The sequence below is a fragment of the Roseovarius confluentis genome (assembly GCF_002917925.1).
GTDB classification, from domain to species: domain Bacteria; phylum Pseudomonadota; class Alphaproteobacteria; order Rhodobacterales; family Rhodobacteraceae; genus Roseovarius; species Roseovarius confluentis.
In genome coordinates, this window is record NZ_PPFE01000003.1 from 180,592 (window position 1) to 196,773 (window position 16,182).

General features: G+C 63.8%; 13 protein-coding genes. 3 read left to right on the forward strand and 10 right to left on the reverse strand.

Features of this window, described 5'->3' with window-relative positions; translation table 11 throughout:
* Positions 1–63: 63 nt before the first annotated feature.
* From C2I35_RS08895 to C2I35_RS08910, 4 genes are all read right to left on the reverse strand, one after another.
* Positions 64–813, reverse strand: coding sequence for a DeoR/GlpR family DNA-binding transcription regulator (locus C2I35_RS08895; RefSeq protein ID WP_103762682.1), 750 nt, complete (start codon positions 811–813; stop codon positions 64–66).
* Positions 813–2,498, reverse strand: coding sequence for an ABC transporter permease subunit (locus tag C2I35_RS08900; RefSeq protein WP_103762683.1), 1,686 nt, complete (start codon positions 2,496–2,498; stop codon positions 813–815). Before C2I35_RS08900 ends, C2I35_RS08895 begins: the two co-directional genes overlap by 1 nt.
* On the reverse strand, positions 2,495–3,529 hold the full coding sequence (locus C2I35_RS08905) for an ABC transporter ATP-binding protein (protein WP_103762684.1): 1,035 nt from the start codon (positions 3,527–3,529) through the stop codon (positions 2,495–2,497). The genes C2I35_RS08900 and C2I35_RS08905 overlap by 4 nt, the downstream gene beginning before the upstream one ends.
* A gap of 85 nt (positions 3,530–3,614) precedes the next feature.
* Positions 3,615–4,622, reverse strand: coding sequence for an ABC transporter substrate-binding protein (locus C2I35_RS08910; RefSeq protein ID WP_103762685.1), 1,008 nt, complete (start codon positions 4,620–4,622; stop codon positions 3,615–3,617).
* A 206-nt stretch (positions 4,623–4,828) separates the two neighbouring features.
* Here C2I35_RS08910 and hisN point away from each other — a divergent pair, with 206 nt between their 5' ends.
* The gene (hisN, locus tag C2I35_RS08915) at positions 4,829–5,635 is read left to right on the forward strand and encodes a histidinol-phosphatase (RefSeq protein ID WP_103762686.1); all 807 of its coding nucleotides are present in this window, start codon (positions 4,829–4,831) and stop codon (positions 5,633–5,635) included.
* A 263-nt stretch (positions 5,636–5,898) separates the two neighbouring features.
* On the opposite strand, the gene C2I35_RS08920 is transcribed toward hisN, so the two are convergent.
* From C2I35_RS08920 to C2I35_RS08940, 5 genes are all read right to left on the reverse strand, one after another.
* A complete protein-coding gene (locus tag C2I35_RS08920; protein ID WP_103762687.1) occupies positions 5,899–6,255 on the reverse strand; it encodes a hypothetical protein in 357 nt (118 codons plus the stop codon).
* 14 nt (positions 6,256–6,269) lie between these two features.
* Positions 6,270–6,758 (reverse strand): VOC family protein, encoded by a 489-nt coding sequence (locus tag C2I35_RS08925; protein ID WP_103762688.1) that lies wholly within the window; start codon positions 6,756–6,758, stop codon positions 6,270–6,272.
* Positions 6,759–6,886: 128 nt separating this feature from the next.
* The gene (locus tag C2I35_RS08930) at positions 6,887–7,240 is read right to left on the reverse strand and encodes a DUF1428 domain-containing protein (protein WP_103762689.1); all 354 of its coding nucleotides are present in this window, start codon (positions 7,238–7,240) and stop codon (positions 6,887–6,889) included.
* Complete coding sequence (locus C2I35_RS08935; RefSeq protein WP_103762690.1) at positions 7,237–7,956, reverse strand: glutathione S-transferase family protein; 720 nt, start codon at positions 7,954–7,956, stop codon at positions 7,237–7,239. The genes C2I35_RS08930 and C2I35_RS08935 overlap by 4 nt, the downstream gene beginning before the upstream one ends.
* Complete coding sequence (locus C2I35_RS08940; RefSeq protein WP_103762691.1) at positions 7,946–8,380, reverse strand: VOC family protein; 435 nt, start codon at positions 8,378–8,380, stop codon at positions 7,946–7,948. The genes C2I35_RS08935 and C2I35_RS08940 overlap by 11 nt, the downstream gene beginning before the upstream one ends.
* A gap of 67 nt (positions 8,381–8,447) precedes the next feature.
* Between C2I35_RS08940 and C2I35_RS08945 the strand changes: the two genes are divergently transcribed.
* Both C2I35_RS08945 and C2I35_RS08950 read left to right on the forward strand, forming a co-directional pair.
* The gene (locus tag C2I35_RS08945) at positions 8,448–9,137 is read left to right on the forward strand and encodes a winged helix-turn-helix transcriptional regulator (protein WP_103762692.1); all 690 of its coding nucleotides are present in this window, start codon (positions 8,448–8,450) and stop codon (positions 9,135–9,137) included.
* A 282-nt stretch (positions 9,138–9,419) separates the two neighbouring features.
* The gene (locus C2I35_RS08950; protein ID WP_103762693.1) at positions 9,420–9,734 is read left to right on the forward strand and encodes a helix-turn-helix domain-containing protein; all 315 of its coding nucleotides are present in this window, start codon (positions 9,420–9,422) and stop codon (positions 9,732–9,734) included.
* 185 nt (positions 9,735–9,919) lie between these two features.
* Here C2I35_RS08950 and C2I35_RS08955 read toward each other — a convergent pair whose 3' ends face one another.
* Positions 9,920–16,171, reverse strand: coding sequence for an nSTAND1 domain-containing NTPase (locus tag C2I35_RS08955; RefSeq protein WP_103762694.1), 6,252 nt, complete (start codon positions 16,169–16,171; stop codon positions 9,920–9,922).
* Positions 16,172–16,182 lie beyond the last annotated feature (11 nt).

Below are 16,182 nucleotides of genomic sequence, written 5' to 3' on the forward strand. Positions count from 1 at the left end.
TCATTTCCTGAACGGAGCCAGCGGCGCGCGCGGTTGCGATCAAACCTTCGGCGAATGATGTGGTCAGATGATCTCGACCCCCGCTGTTCGCAAACCGTCGAGCTGTACGTCGGACGCGGCCCGGTTTGTCACAAGCGCTCCGATCGTCTCCACTTCCCAGGAACGCACTCGGCTTGTGCCTCCCAGCTTGGAATGATCCGCCAGCAAGACCGCCCGACCTGCCTGCGCTGCCATTGCGGCAGAGATTTCGGCCTCTTGCAGGTCGTAGAAATATGTCCCCTTCTCGGGATGCAGAGCCACCGGCGCGGAAAAGCACAGATCCACCTCGAAACGCCGTATTTCCGAAAGGGTAAGCTCGCCCACCGTGGCAGGCACGTCAGCTGCGATCCGACCGCCCAGAAGGAGTACATCCATGTTTGCGGCCTGTAACGTCGCGGCGATATCCAGCGAATTTGTGATCACCGACACGCCGGGCACCTTCGCAAGCTCTCGGGCGAACACGGCAGTGGTCGACCCGGCATCCACCATGATCGTTTGCCCCGGCTGGATCAGGCCGACCGCTTTCTTCGCGATCTCGGACTTGGCTCGGATCTGGCTCGTCATGCGGTTTTGAAACGGATCCTCTGTCCGCGCCTCAGGCAGAACGGCACCGCCATGTACCCGCGCCACCTTTCCCGCCTCTTCAAGGTCGAGCAGGTCGCGCCGCACGGTCTCGCGCGACACTCCCATCATCTCGGCCAAATCGTTTGCGCTGACCTGCTGGTTGGCCGCCAGCATCGACACGATCCGCTGATGACGCTCCTTCGCCCACATCAGGCCGTCCCCTTGTTCCCGCCACGCCGTCGCAAAAGCGCCAGTATCACCTTCATAGACAGGACGGCCAAGCAAACAACCGCCATTACACAAGTCGAGAAGGCCGCTGCCTGCGACGTCAGCCCGGCATCGTCCAGCCGCATGATCGTCACGGCGGCCACGCTCAGGTCCGGTGTTGTCAGAAAGACGACCGCCGACAGTGTCACCATGGAGCGCATGAAGAGAAAGAAGAAAACCGACACCAGCATCGGCGCGATGAATGGCGCCACGATGTCCCGTGCCGTCCTGCTCAGCCCGGCACCAAGACTATTGGCCGCTTCCTCCAGCGCCAGAGGCAGCTGTCGGAAACCAGTCATCAGCGTCAGGAAGCCTTGTGTGTGGTAGTGGTAAAAATTGACGATCGCGATCAGCGCGGCGGTACCGTAGAGCAGGTAAAGCGGCGTCGCCGTGGAATTGAACGTCAGAATATAGGCCAGACCCAGGACCATCCCTGGTACAGCGGCCGGCATCGCGGCCAAGATCTGGATCGGTTGCGCCACTGCCTTGGGCAGGCGTCGCAGGCCAAGACCCAGAAGGAAAACCGCAACGGTCCCGCCCGAAGCGGCAGCCAGCGAGATGAAGATCGTCATCCAAAGCGATGAATACCCGCCCGCCAGCGTGATATCGTAATGCTTGGGCGACAGCGCCATGTTGTAGGGCCACAGTGTGACGAAACTGGCATAGACCACGATCCCGATCACCGAAAGGATCCCGGCGCAGATAAGCAATGACAGCGCCGCCATGCTGATGTCTCGCAGCGGAGCAAAGCTGGGCCGATAGGGCTCTTGCCCGGTGATTTGTCCGGCCTGCTGCCGTTTCATCGCCTGCCGCTCGATACTGTAGGAGATCACCGTGGGCAAAAGCAGCATGATGCCAACAACGGCGCCCATATTGAAGTTTCTCTGCCCCACGACCTGGCTGTAGATCTCGGTCGCCAACACCGAGTAATCGCCGCCGATTACCGCCGCATTGCCGAAATCGGTTATGGTGATGGTAAAGCAGACGAACGCTGCGTTCAGGATACCGAACCGCGCGGCGGGCAGGGTCAGGTCGCGGAACTGTCTCCACGGCGGCGCTCCCATGACCTCGGCGGCCTCGTAGGTGCGGGCGTCCAGAAGCACCAACGCTGCGCCGATGATCATTACGGCCTGTGGCAGCGCGTAGAGGGTGTTCGCGATCAACAGGCCCCAGAAACCGTAAATCTCGATTTCGACCCCAAGCATACGACTGATAACGCCGTTGCGGCCCAGCAGGAAGATCAGCCCGAGCGCCTGTACCAGCGAGGGGGCCAGCAGAGGCAGAACAATGACGCTGCGTATCAGCCACTTGCCGCGAAATGCACAGCGGTAAAGGCCATGCGCGATGATGAACCCCAGCAACACACTCAGCACCGTGGTCGCGCCCCCCATCGCCAGCGAATGCCGCGTGGCCCGCCAGAACCCGGATGAGCCCAGCACTTCGGTGTAGTTGCCCAACCCGTAACTGTCGCCAACCGTGATCGAGCGCAGGAATACGATCACCATCGGGTAAGCGAAGAACAAGATCAGGCCCAGCAGCGGCAACCCGATGCAAGCCAGCGTCAGCAGGCGGTCGGCGTCAAATCGGCGGCGCATACGGGCACGGGATGACGTCTCGGCGAGGCTCATGCCGACACCGCCTCGGTTCCAACAGTGTCGTCAACAACCCATGTGCAGGCTTTGGGTGCGATGCTCAGCTCAACGCGGTCGCCCGGGTGATATGGACTACCGCCATGCGTTTCGACCAAAAGCGGCCCGGTGGGGCTTTCCACTTCCAGGCGCCGCAGGTTGCCCAGGAAACTGATGCTGCGGACGACGGCCCCACCGTTTTCGGAAGGGGTCACCTCGATCTGCTCGGGTCTGATACAGGCAAGATAGCTGTCTTCAGAGGCGGGACGAGTCGGCACCAAGTCGGGAAAATGCCGCGCGACCGTGTCGGCAGAGAGCAGGTTACTGATCCCCATGAACTCCGCGACAAAGCGCGTAGCGGGTCGGTGGTACAGATCCTCCGGCGTGCCCGCCTGCACCACGACCCCGTGGTTCATGCAGATAATCTTGTCGGCCAGCGCCAGCGCTTCTTCCTGATCATGTGTTACCATCAGCGTTGGTATGCCCAGCGAGCGCTGCACCTGTCTGATCTCGTCGCGAAGCACCGCGCGGACCTTGGCATCGAGCGCCGATAGCGGCTCGTCGAGCAACAGGACGCGCGGATCCACAGCAATGGCCCGCGCCAGCGCGATGCGCTGTTGTTGGCCGCCCGACAGTTGCCCCGGCAGGTTATCGGCCACCTGAGGCAGTTTAACCAGCGCCAGCAACTCCTGCACCCGTGCGGCGATGTCGTCTTTTCGAACGCCCCGGATCTTCAGGCCGTAACCGATGTTCTCGGCCACCGTCATGTTCGGAAACAGCGAGTATGACTGGAACACGATCCCGAACCCCCGCTTGCGCGCCGGAAGATCCGAAAGGGTCGCGCCCTCCAGCGTGATCGTTCCTCCGTCCAAGTCGGTCAGCCCTGCGATCAGCCGCAGCAAAGTCGTCTTGCCGCATCCCGACGGGCCCAGCAAGCAGACGAACTCGCCTTTCTCGATCTCGATCGACACGCGGTCGAGCGCGGTGAAATTGCCGTAGGTCTTTGTGGCGTCGCGTACGGTCAGGTACATGTGGGGCGTGCTTTCTCATTCGTTGGGCAGGTTCGCGACCGGCCCGTCAAGTGTCGGGGCGGCCAAGGCCGCCCCAGTCTCGGGCTCAGCGCCCGAATTTTTCTTTCCACTTATCTTTTACGGCCATCTGATCCTCCGCCGCCTTGACGAAGTCAACATCCGCCAGGATCGTCGAGATTTCAGCCGGAAGGCCGGCTTTCTCGGCCGCCTCCGATGCATCGACACCCGGCACAGTGATCAGCGCCTTGTAGGTCTGGTAAAGGCCGATCGCCTCGTCGGACATGGTCCAATCAAGGAAGGCTTTCGCCGCTTCTTTGTTGTCCGAGCTTGCCATCAGTCCCGACGCTTCCAACTCGTAGCCCACACCGCCCTCGGGAAAGACCATCGCCAGCGGGTAGCCTTCCTCGATCGACTGCATCGCGGTGAATGCCAGCGAAATGCCGACTGTATATTCACCCACGCGGGCAGATTTGCATGGTTTTGAACCCGAAGAGGTGTATTGCGCCATGTTGGGATCGACCGCGTCCAGCTGTGCCCAGCCGGCCTCTTCGCCCATGCTTTGCAGCACGGCGTTGACGTGCAGGTAGCCGGTGCCCGAGGAGTTTGGATCGGGCATCAGGATCTCGTCTTTGAATGCAGGGTCTTCCAGGTCGGCCCAGCTTGACGGCATCGGCAGGCCCTTTTCCTCGAGCCGTGCGGTGTTCACGCAGAAGGCGCCCATATAGCCGATTGGGGCGAACCACTTGCCGTCGCCACTGCGGAATTTCTCGGGCAGCACGTCGGAGCCGGCAGCCTCGTAGGGTTCCAGCATTTCAAGGATCTGCGGGTCCATCATCGCACTGACAGCCCAACCCCAGATCACGTCAGCCTGCGGATTCTCGGCTTCGGCGAGCAGCCGCGCACCAAGCTTGCCAGTGGACAAGCGCAGGACATTGATCTCGGTGTCCGGCATGGCGGCCTGTGCCGCTTCCACGTAGGCCGCGATTTCTTCTTCCTCGAGGGCAGTGTAGACGGTCAGTTCATCGGCCAGCGTTGGTGCGGCAAGGCAAAGCGCCGCGATCGACAGCGCGGTGGTCTGTGTCCAGGTGTTCATGGTGATCTCCTTGTTGGTTCAGTTCTGTTGGTCCGGGCCTGTATCCGGAAGACTGCGGACCCTTGCGATGGTCCGTTCTGGTTGCCCGACACGGAATTCGAGTCTGGGGTTATTTGTGTAGTCTTGCGTTTTTGTGGCATTTGTCTACGATAAATTTTCAAAGCGCACCTTCGCAGCCCCCCGTTCCCCGCATTTGAGGAAAAATCATGCAGTCTCTTTCCACCTTTCCGGAAACGGACCGGCTCGCACAGTTCGCTGAAGGTTTGGCCGACGTTACGGACGCCATGGCCATGACCTACTTCCGCAAACCGCTGGAAATCGAGGCAAAGGACGACGACTCGCCTGTCACACAAGCCGACCGCGCCATCGAGGCCGAGATGCGCCGGCAGATCACGCAAGCGTTCCCGACTCACGGCATTCTGGGAGAGGAACAGGCGAGCGCGCGACTGGAGTCCCCGCACATCTGGGTCATCGACCCGATTGATGGCACCAAGAGCTTCCTGTCCGGTATGCCCACCTTCGGCACGCTGATCGCCTGCCTCTCCGATGGCACGCCAGAACTCGGGGTGATCTCGATTCCGCCCACCGGCGAACGCTGGATCGGCCAGCGCGGCCAGGGCACAACACTCAACGGCACGCCCTGCCAGACCAGCGGGCGAACGGCCTTGGGCGAAGCGATCCTCTACACGACCAGCCCGGACAGTTTCGACACGGCCGGACTGGCGCAGTTCGAGAAGCTATCGGAAAAGGCTGCCATGCGACGGTTCGGCGGCGATTGCTACGGCTACGGCCTTTTGGCCGCGGGCCATGTCGACCTGCTGTTCGAGATGGACTTGCACCCCTATGACTACATGGCGCTCATCCCGGTGATCGAAGGGGCGGGTGGTGTGATCACCGACTGGCAAGGCGAGCCTCTCACATTGGCATCGGACGGCAAGGTTATCGCCGCCGCCAGCGCTCCCCTACACGCAGAGGCCCTGGCCGCTCTGAGGACAACACCATCCTCCCCATGACCTGCGCAAGCAAGTTGGAATGTTATTGGCCGCAGAAGCCGCTTGCGGCAAAAGGCTGGTCCAAGCCCAAACTGACCCGGGCGTGTCTTGTCCACGTCGCGCGCGCAACGAGGTCCGCATCGACAAGGACGGCCCACAGCTGACCTTAGCCGGGATGGTCAACGCTGCGATGTGGCTTCCCTGAAGCGGTCGTCCGTGACCTCGTGCAGGATGCACTGGAAGGCCAAGGTCCGCAGTGTGGGAAACAGCAAAGATCTGGACAATCAATCATAGCTTTTTACTCTCTCGACATGATTGGCTCGGAGGCTCGTGAACTCGAGTACGTGACAGAAGCGGGACGTCTCGCCATTCGCTCGGATCACCTCTCCGCTCGCAGCGCCAACTCTACCGTGGGAGATTGCGTGTTCGACGATAACCTTCGCCGGAGCTCGTTCAGTTGGCAGGGCTTCCAAAACGGCTGTTCTCCCGACGATCCGCCGGGTGGATGAGGTTTCCCATGTTACCGCGGGATCGAAGGCTTCTGGGTCGAATATGCCGGTTTCCAAGGCGATCGCGATATCTTCAACGAAGCGATTCTTCGGAGAGTTCCCGCAGTCCGGGCTGCGGATAATTCGGGGCATTGTGACCTCTTTTCTCAGTTCGCGCCCTGCAAGGCCGCTTTGATGCCCGCGATATCTATCTTTTGCATCTCCATCATCGCGGCCTGCGCCCGCGCCGAAGCGTCCCGGTCCTGATGCGACAGCGCCTCCATCAGGACTCTCGGAGTAATCTGCCAGCGATAGCCCCAGCGATCCTTGCACCAGCCGCACATGATGGGCTCTCCGCCATTGCCCACTATGGCATCCCAGAGCCGGTCCGTCTCGGCCTGGTCCTCGGTATAGACCTGCAGCGAATAGGCATCGTTGGGTTGCACATGCGGACCGGCATTAAGCAGCGCATAAGGCAGGCCGAGAAGGGTCATCTCGACTACCTGAACGGTCCCGGCTGGCGCGCTCGGCGCTCCTTCGGGCACGCGGATCACGTTGTCCACATGGCTGTCCGGGAAGGTGGCGGCATAGAATTCCGCCGCCGCTTCAGCCTCGGTATCGAACCAGAGGAACACAGCCGCCTTTCGTTTCGTCATCGTCTTTCTCCTTTCAAGGGGCAGTTTCGACAGTGCATCGGAGCGTCACGCCGGTATCTGCGGGAGCCGTCCGACACCCGGTCAGAACTGCTGCCCGTCAATTAGCCAGACCTTGCATTTATCACAGTTCAGGCACTGTCCTCGAATATCGGGGTAAAGCCGCCCCACATCATGCGCTTGCCATCGAAGGGCATGTCCATGTCCTGCCAGCGCGGGTCGGTCTGCATGCTGGCGCCGCATTTGTCATGCGTTTCCTTGTCCGGCCAGATCATCCACGAAAAGCAGACGGACTCACCGTCCTCCAGGGCCACCGCGCGATTGAAATCGGTGTGTTTGCCTTCGGGAATCTGATCGCCCCAAGTTTCCATGATCTGCAAGGCTCCGTACTCCCTGAAAAGCGGCCAGGCCTTGCGGGCGCTTGCGATATAAGCCTCCTTGTTCCCGTTCGGGACGGGGGTGAGGAATCCAGCAATATAGGTCATGTCGACTCTCCTTGTATGGCTTGAAGCTCCGCCATCCATGCGTCGAAACCGGGCGGCGGATTACCCGTGAAATCGGCCATTTGCGCGGCCAGTGCTCTCTGAAAGGCGGGCCGTTCCGTGCCCCGCGCAACATAGTCGGCGAGATTGGGGAAGGTTTCGATCAAGCCTTCGCCTTCGATGATCCGAAGAACGCTGACCATCATCAGGTCACCCGCGCTGAAGCGGCCCGTGAACCACTCTGCCGCCCCGAGCCGATCCGACGCCCCCTGCAACCGTTCCGCGATCCTCGTGTCAATCCCCGGCAAACGCGGCGCCGACCAGGTTTCGGTGGCCTCGAAGATCGTCGCCATGGAGCGATCCATGATTGGCGGCTCCAGTGTGTTTAGCGCGGCGAAAAGCCATTCAAGCGCGCGCGCGCGCCCGGCGGGGTACTTGGGCATGAGGCCGGGAAACCGTTCGGCGATATGCCAGACGATGGCGCCGCTTTCAAACAGCGTCAGGTCGCCCTCTTCGTAGGTTGGCACCTGCCCGAACGGTTGCAGAGCACGGTGCGCGGCCTCCTTCTGCTGCCCCTGCGGAAGGCAGCGAACGGAATAATTCTGACCGACCTCTTCCAGCGCCCAGCGAACACGCAGGTCACGGACCTGCCCCTTGGCGAAATCCGGTACCCAATCGAAGGCGGTGATCGTGATCGGGGCGTCCGCCTTAATCGGCATGGGACATCTCCGCCGGCCCCTTCTCGACCGCCTCAGCGCTCATCCACATGGGCTCCCAGATATGTCCGTCAGGATCGGCAAAGCTGCGGCCGTACATGAACCCGTGCTCCTGCACCGGACAAGGATCGCCCGCGCCGCCCGCAGCCACAGCTGCGTCGGTGATGGCATCCACCGCCTCACGGTCCGCACGGCTGATACACAGCAGCACCTGCGCTTCGGTCGCGGGGTCGACCCGGCGCCGGTCGGTGAAGCTCGACCAGAATTCATGGGTCAGCAACATCACCCGGATCTCGTCCGATAAGACCATGCTCGCAGCGAGGTGATTGGTAAATCTGGTATCCTTGGTGAAACCGATCGCCTCGTAGAACGCCATGGAACGCTCGAGGTCTGCCACGGGCAGGTTTATGAAGATCATCTGTGACATCGCGTTACCTCCTGAGTCGCGTCGTCGATATGGACAGGGTACGAGAATGAGATTATAAAAAGCAACCATGAAGTTACAAAAAGAAACCAAATCGGCAAAAAACCCCCATGGCCGCTGGTACGGCGATGCCTGCGGAACGGCTTTCGGCCTTGAGCTTCTGGGAGAACGCTGGTCGCTTCTGATCGTGCGCGAATTGATGTTCGGGCCGCGGCGCTTCAGCGACATTCGCACAAACTTGCCAGGGATCAGTGCCAAGGTGTTGACCGAACGGCTCGCTGGGCTCGAAGCAAACGGCGTGGTCCTGCGCTCGACCGCGCCCGAACCTGCACCTGCACAGCTCTACGGCCTGACCGAATGGGGCTACGCCGCGGAACCGATCATTCAGGAACTGGGCCGGTGGGCCGCCGCCTCACCGTTGCACGATCCAACGCTTCCCCTGTCACCGGCTTCCTTCATGCTGTCGCTGCGAACGATGCTCGATGCCGAGGTGGCGCGAGACTTGGAAGCGGAAGTGCTCTTTACCATCGGGACCGCGCAATTCACCGCCCGGCTTGCCAACGGTGCGATGCCCGTAACGCGTGGTGATGCGAGAGAACCCGACTTGCGGTTCGAAGCCCCCGCCGCTCCCTCCCTTGCGGCGGTCTTCTATGGTGGAGCGGCCCCCGAACCGGTTAGTGTGCAGATCACGGGCGCCCCGGACATGGTTCGCACGTTCATTTCATGCTTCAATCTACCCCCCAAGCACGACCCCGCATAAATGCCAAATGTGTAAGGTGCGGTTGCTCGCGGGACATCCCGTTCGTTAATTATAGCTTCTCTCTGAGCGCTTCGTAAGGCGTCTTGGGTGTGCTTTTTGTAAACTGGATTGGGCGTCCCACGATAAGTGTCGCCCTCGATGCCGCGTCGGGGGCCACACTGGGCTTGGGCATCACACTTGATGGTCGATGTGCGCTACGACCTAACCGATATACGGGCTATCGTTTTCCTGCATGACGTGGAAGGTGTCAAAAAACCCGCTGATTTTTCCGGCGAAGTCTGAATGTATGCGGGGCGGGTCGAGGGTGGGACTGATGCGCTTGCCGACCGTTCTCCTCGGCCCGGGTCAATCCGGAGTCGCATACCAAATGATGTCCGTGAAGCCATTTTAGAGTTCGCGCTCGACCACGAAGATCTGACGCCGTGCGAACTGGCGGTCAAATACACCGACGAAAAGCGGAATTTTGCCTCCGGGTCATCAGCATATCGTATCCTCAAAGCCGAAGGTCTGATCACGGCACCAGCCCATGTGGTGATCAAGGCGGCTGACGAGTTCCACGACAAGGCCAACCGCCCGAAGGAGCTCTACTCTCGGTAAATTGCTACGTAATGGCCTGTCGGGCAAAGGCCTGACCGATGTTACCTATTTCAAAGCCATCGCTGGGGTTGGCTCTGTCGCCTACGAAATCGCCTGATCCGTTTTCTTACCTGACTCGCGGGCACAAGAAAGGAATCTGTCAAACAGCTCGACGAAGTGCAAGCGTGCCCCGGGGTCCTGTCAACTTATCTCTGATCAAGCGTCGGCATCCGAAGCAGAAGCTGTCCCGTTGTTTGAGCGAACAACTTGGTGCCATCGTCCGCACACCGCACCACCACGGCCCGCTCGCGTTGCATGAGTTGAACGTCGCCTACGGAGCCATCGCAAGCCTCGACAAGGCTAAATATCAGTGACCCGTTCTCGGTGTTTCGGCCCTGTACTGTGCCGGTGTCCTCACCGGTCAGGAACCAGCTGCCGTCGTCTGCGAAGGCCGCCGCTGTCACGATGCCCTTGCTCGTATTGATGGCACGGGTGCGGAGCACTTCGCCTTCGCCGCCGCTCTGCACCAATTTCGCGTGTCCGGTGGGGTCCCGCTCTATCCGGATCATCCCGTCACTGCTTTGGGCCAACAGCGTGGGGTCCTCCGAGGGCGTGAAATCAAGCATATCTTTCAAGCCGAGCCCGGACGTGATCGTATTGTCCCACACCCGCAGGACCCCGTCGCCCGAGGTGGTGACACGCCAGCGACTGTCGCGCGCAGTGGCTAGTCGGCTCCAGCCCGTGGCGTGGCCGTAATAGGCGCCGGCCAGCGCGCCGCTGTCGCGGGCGTGAAGCAAGACGCCTTGCGTGGTGTCCCCGACAGCGGTCGCGACAAGGTCGCTGTCTTTCAGAAAGGTCTCGTCCACAGCGATGCGGCCCTTCAGCTCCGCACGGCTGCGCCAATCTTCGGTGCTGACGAGGAGCGTGGGCGCGGAAGAGCCCCAGAGTTCGATCGCGAGATCTTGGCCATCGGGAGAAAAGACCATCCGCAAGACCCTGTCCTCGACCTTGTGCAGCAGGGTTCCGTCCGTTGCCGCGTAAATGCCGGCGCTGTGCTCTGACCAGGCAACCGCCACCTGCGTGCCATCGGGCGAGAACACGACAAGCTCTGCCCGCGCGGTGCCCGTCGGACCCTCCAGCCGGGTGATCGGGCTGCGCGTTATCGGGTCGATCAGGCTGACCGCGCCCGGGACGGGCTGGGCAACCGCTGAGAAATCCGGTGCGATGGCGTAGGCGTCGGAACGCGGGTCAGCATCGGGAAAGGAGGCCAGCACCTGGGCACTGTCGGCATCCAGCAGGGTGGGCGGGCCAAGCTCGGGAAAGAGCGCGAAGCGGGAGCCATCGGCGGACCATTGCACGTTCGCGACGTCGCCCTCATTTTCGAGCCGCGCGGTCCCTGTTTCGGCATCCAGTACGACCGCGCCGCCACCTTCCCGGGTGGCCAGGATTTCCGAGCCGTCGGGCCGGATCGCCAGGTGGCCCTTGAATCCATCTTCCAGACGGAAGCGTTCGGCCCAGCCGTCGGTGTCGGTGACCAACAGCATTCCCGTCCAGTCGACCGACACAAGGTAACTGGCATCGGGCGCAAAGCGTATCGTCTCGACCCGGTCGGCATGGGTGTCGATGGTGGTGTGCAAGCCTTCGAGGGCGGCCGCGTTCCAGCGTGCGGCCAACTGGTAGGCGGGCGGCAGCACGTCGGTCAGGTCGCGCCACGCGCGGTCGGCGGCCAGGGCGTCGCCGCGCGCACCGGCGATGCGGCCCAGTTCGATTCGCTGCCGCTCTTCGATGGACAATGCCTCGGGGCTGTCCTGACCGGCCCCGGACTGGTCCAGCAGCGCCTGGAAGGCGAGGGTTTGCCACTGTCCTTTCGGCAGGTCGCTTTCGGCGCCGGGGCCCCAGGGCGTCTCCGCTTCGATAGCGGCGATGACGGCGTCTTGGGGCACGTCGGGCTGGGGCACCTGCCAAAGGCGGGCCGGGCCGCGCCCCGAGGCGGTGGCGAACCATTGCCCGTCCGGCCCCGCGGCCATGCGGACACGCAGCCCGGCCGGGCCGTCGAAGGCCGCGATGGTGGCGCCGGTGGCGGGTTCCGACAGGTTGATCCGCCCGTCCCGCGACAGGGCCGCGACATGACCCGAGCCGGGTAGGAACGTCACCGCCTCGACCGGCGCGGCATGGGCGTCGAGCCGGGCCACAAGCTGGCCGGTCTGCGCGTTCCAGACCGACGCCGCGCCATTGCGGGCGCCGGTGGCCAGCAACGTGCCGGTCTCGTTCGTGGCGATGGCGGTGACCGGCGTGTCATGCGCCTGAAAGATCAGCAGGTCACTGCCGGTGTGACGCAGGACTTCGACCTCGCCCGTGGAAAGACCGACGAAGAAGCGGTCCCCCGAGGCAAGGTAGGCGATGGCGGGATCCTCGTCTGTGACGATCCGGTGGCGGCGCTCGCCGTTCCTGCGATACCACAGGCTCAACCCGGCCTCGTTCTCGCTGAGAAGATATTCGGGGTTGGTGCTGAAATACGAGCGGGCCACCGAGGTTTTGTCGCTGTGGGCGCTTTTCTGAAGGGTTGCGCCGTCCGCCGGATCAAGGATCACCCAGGCGCCGTCAAAGGACTGGTTCAGCTCGCGCGAGCGCATCCCCGCTACCAGTTCGGCGCCGTCGGGCGAGAACCCGACGCTGGTGGCGAACATGCCTTGCCGGACGCTGTGCGACCAGAGCGTTTCGCCGCTTTGAATATCGAGCAGCACGACATCCGAGCCCCCGGCCACCGCGACGCTGCGGCTGTCGGGAGAAAAGGCGATGGCTTGCACGCGCTCGCCGCGCGGGATGACGTCGTGGATTTGGTGTGGCGTGCAGCTTTCTGGGTCCATGAGATGGAGCGTGCCGTCCGCATCGCCCGCTGCAACCAACGCGCCGTCGCCCGAGAATGCGACCGCGTGGCCCGGCCCGTCGGTCAGGGTGCAGGGCTGGACGGTGGCTAGGTCCCAGAAGGTCACCGTGCCGTCGCGGGCGCCGGTGACCAGGCGCAGCGAGTCGGGACCGAAGGCCAGCGTGGTGCCGGCGGTGTCGTGCCCACTGATCGTGGCGATTATCCGTCCGCTGGCGGCATCGGAGATCGACACGTCCCCGGCATCGTCGAGCGCGGCGATCAGGGCGCCATCCGGCGACAGCGCGGTGCCGGTCAACCGCCGGCGGGGCATTTCGGGTGCGGCTTGCAGAACCTGCCCGTCCTGCGGGGACAGCACGACCATGCCGTGATCGGTGCCCAGAAGCAGCGCCTGGCCGCTGTCATCCGACGACACCGAACGTGCCGACCGCTCGGCCCGCCAGGCGATCTCGGGGTCGTCGTCCAGGCGCGCCACGATCACCTCGGCGGCGTCCGTGATAACCGCCAGCGCCCCAGTCGCGCCCAGAAGCGTCGCGCCGGTAACACGGCCCGCGTCACCCAGTTGCTGTCGGGCGGCGCGGGCGCCGGTGCTGTCATCCCACAGCGTCAGATAGCCGTCGCGCGAGACCGTCACCACCTGGCCCCGGTCCGGCAGGAACCGCGCGAAAACCGGCGGCGCGGTGGGCTCGACCAGTTCCAGCACCGAGCTCTCGCTTGCAAGGTTCCAGATCCGCGTGGTGTTGTCGTCGGAGGTCGAAGCCAGCCGGGTGCCGTCGGGTGAATGGAGCAGCTGCGTCACGGCCTGGTAATGGCCCGTCAGCGTGCGTTCCTGGCCGGTTTCGATATCGTGCAGCAGGATCTCGCCGCTGTCGCCCGCGGCGGCCAACCCGGTTCCATTGGGCGACAACGCCAGTGCGCGCACCGCGGTGCCGGGCATGGCGGTGGTGGCGACCGGGGCGCCGGTGGCCTGGTCGCGCAGCGCGATTGTGCCGTCCGGCGCGGCCGAGGCCGTCAGCCCGTCGGAGCCGGTTACGATCACGCTGACCGCATCGGTATGGGCGGGCACCGAGCCCGCTCGCATCGAAGCCAGATTCCGCGCCTGCGAAAAGAGCGCGCCACTGCGGGCGTCGCCCGAGCGGGCATAGGCCGAACCGAGGATCAACATTGCGTCCTGCGGCGCGCCGCCCAGGATCGCCTGGCGGCCCCGTTCAAGGAAAAGCTCGTTCAGGCGGCTGTTCGCGGTGGCCTCGTTTTCGGTGGCGCGGGCGCGTTCGAGTTCCGCCGTGTTGCGTTCGGCCTCGGCGATATCGGCGTTGCGCATGGCCAGCGCGCGCTGGTCGTTGGCCACCCAGGCGGCGCCCATGGCAAGACAGGTCAGCACCGCGAGGCTGGCCATGGCAAGTTGCTTGACCCGGCGGGCGCGTTTCTGGCGGCGTCCCGAACGGACGATGAAGTCGCGCTCATCCTCTGTCAGGTCGAAGCCGCCCTCGGTTTGGAGCGACTGTGCCTCGTCCAGGGCCCGGCCGGGCGGCAGCAGAAGCTGCGTGTCCCGCGACGCCTCTTCCCAGCGGCGCGCGGCATAGGCGAGGCGCGCGCGCATCCGCAAGAGCTCGCGGTCCCGTTCCAGCCACTCGACCAGCCGTGGCCAGGAGCGCAACAGCGCCTCGTGCGACATGGCGACAACAGGCGTGCCCGCGTCATTGGTGCCCGCCACGAAGAGCCGGGCGGCGGTGAAGGCATCGACGAATTCCCGCGCTGGCGTGTCCTCTGCAAAGCGGTCCAGCGCCGCCGGGCGCTTGGTGGCGGCGCGGCCATCCTGAAGGCCGGCATCGACCAACAGGCGCATCACGCGGGGCAGGGCGTCCTGTGCCGCCGGGCTAAGCGACTGAAAGATATCCTCGGCCCGGCGTCCCAGCGCCCCGGCCACGCCGCCGAGGCGGTCATAGGCCTCCCATGTCAGGGCGCCGTTCGGGGCGCGTTCGCGGTAGAGCTCTTCCAGCGTAAATTCCAGCAGTGGCAGGCTGTCGGGCTCTTCCGTGGCCACGTCGCGCAGCGTGTCGTCCAGCCGGGCGCCGGTGTCGGGATGTTCCTCGAAATGCAGCCCGGCGCGGCGGGCGGGCATGCGGATGATCTGGCCGATCTCGGCCGCCGTGGGCGCCGCGAGATCGTATTGGCCGGCCTCGCCCTTCAGCTCGGCCAGCGCGGGATAGGACATGGCGTGGTGATAGAAATCGCTGCGCAGCGTGGCCAGCACGAAGACCCGACCGGTCCGCGCCAGCGCCGCCATGGAAACCAGGAATGCTGTGCGCTCGGCATCGCTGATGGCGCTGTCCGAAAAGAGCTCTTCCAGCTGGTCGGCAAGAAGGACGAGGCGGGCTTGGGGTGGGGCCGAGACGATGGCCTGACGCGCGGTGTCGCGTTCCTCTTGCGGGGCACCCTGCATCCCGTCCAGCACTGTCTGCGCGTCGTCATAGGCCGCCGCCTGCGCCGCCTGTGACAACGCCCCCTTGATCAGCGGCGCGGTCGCGGACGGTGCATCGCGCAGCATCTGGCCCAGTTCCTTGACCGTTGTGCCGTCGCTGGTCAGTTCTGGCAGCGCATGGGGGGCGACAAGGGCTGTTGCGAAGGCGTCGAAGAGGTCGCCGCTGGCCGCACTGGGCCGAAAGATCGCGCGGCGCCAGAGGCCCACGCCCTCGATCACGCCCGGCTCGACCAGCAGGGGCAGCACGCCCGCGCGCACCAGGCTGGACTTGCCGCCGCCGCTGCGCCCCAGCACCAGCGCGAAGGCCTGGCCGCTGGCCGATTGCCGGCGTAGGTTGGCCAGCACCTGCGAAATCGCTTGGGTACGGCCATAAAAGACCGGCGCATGTTCGAACTCGAAGGTTTCCAGGCCCCGGAAAGGCGAGCCTTCCCAATCCGGCGCGTCGCCGGTGCCCAGGTCGGCCGCCATCGCCGCGGCGGCGTCGGGGTCGAGCCCCATGTCGCGCAGGCGGCGCTGGATCAGCTTGTCGAGATGCATCTCGAACGCGTCCTCGAACTCGGCACTGTTGCCGAAGGAATGGAACGCGGCCATCAGCGAGCCATCCTGATCGTGGAACCACTTCTGGATGAACCCGTCGAGTGCGCGCTTCTGGCGCAGGCGTTCCTCGGCCTCGACATCGTTGGCCAGGCTGATCAGCGGTTCGGACATCTTGCGATAGACCAGCAGGTCGGGCCGGCCCGTGCGCTTGAGGGCCTCGAAGGCGTCCTCGAACTCGAACTCGGTGCCGCTGTCGTACCGGGTGCCGTCGTCGCGGGTGATATGGGCGGGCAGGCGGGTGCCAAGCCGGGACCACAGCACACAGACCACGATATCGGTGGCCGACGGCTTTTCGATCTGGTCCTGAAAGGTGCTGGAGGCCAGTAGCGGCTCGTGTTCCCAGATCACCGGCGTGATCCGGGCCACCGGCGCGTAGCGGTCTGTCAGGCGCGCCAGCACCCTGTTGGCCAGCACGCGTTCCTCGTTGACGTCACCGGGCGAGGACAGAAAGATTTTCAGTTCGGGCCGCGCCTCGGCGCTGGTCGTGTCTTGCATGGTCCGTTTCC

What these genes read in the sequence shown, in the direction of transcription:
- C2I35_RS08895 (WP_103762682.1), bottom strand. Translation starts at nt 813, where the DNA reads ATGTGGGCGAAGGAGCGTCATCAGCGGATCGTGTCGATGCTGGCGGCC.
- C2I35_RS08900 (WP_103762683.1), bottom strand. Translation starts at nt 2,498, where the DNA reads ATGAGCCTCGCCGAGACGTCATCCCGTGCCCGTATGCGCCGCCGATTT.
- C2I35_RS08905 (WP_103762684.1), bottom strand. Translation starts at nt 3,529, where the DNA reads ATGTACCTGACCGTACGCGACGCCACAAAGACCTACGGCAATTTCACC.
- C2I35_RS08910 (WP_103762685.1), bottom strand. Translation starts at nt 4,622, where the DNA reads ATGAACACCTGGACACAGACCACCGCGCTGTCGATCGCGGCGCTTTGC.
- hisN (WP_103762686.1), top strand. Translation starts at nt 4,829, where the DNA reads ATGCAGTCTCTTTCCACCTTTCCGGAAACGGACCGGCTCGCACAGTTC.
- C2I35_RS08920 (WP_103762687.1), bottom strand. Translation starts at nt 6,255, where the DNA reads ATGCCCCGAATTATCCGCAGCCCGGACTGCGGGAACTCTCCGAAGAAT.
- C2I35_RS08925 (WP_103762688.1), bottom strand. Translation starts at nt 6,758, where the DNA reads ATGACGAAACGAAAGGCGGCTGTGTTCCTCTGGTTCGATACCGAGGCT.
- C2I35_RS08930 (WP_103762689.1), bottom strand. Translation starts at nt 7,240, where the DNA reads ATGACCTATATTGCTGGATTCCTCACCCCCGTCCCGAACGGGAACAAG.
- C2I35_RS08935 (WP_103762690.1), bottom strand. Translation starts at nt 7,956, where the DNA reads ATGCCGATTAAGGCGGACGCCCCGATCACGATCACCGCCTTCGATTGG.
- C2I35_RS08940 (WP_103762691.1), bottom strand. Translation starts at nt 8,380, where the DNA reads ATGTCACAGATGATCTTCATAAACCTGCCCGTGGCAGACCTCGAGCGT.
- C2I35_RS08945 (WP_103762692.1), top strand. Translation starts at nt 8,448, where the DNA reads ATGAAGTTACAAAAAGAAACCAAATCGGCAAAAAACCCCCATGGCCGC.
- C2I35_RS08950 (WP_103762693.1), top strand. Translation starts at nt 9,420, where the DNA reads ATGTATGCGGGGCGGGTCGAGGGTGGGACTGATGCGCTTGCCGACCGT.
- C2I35_RS08955 (WP_103762694.1), bottom strand. Translation starts at nt 16,171, where the DNA reads ATGCAAGACACGACCAGCGCCGAGGCGCGGCCCGAACTGAAAATCTTT.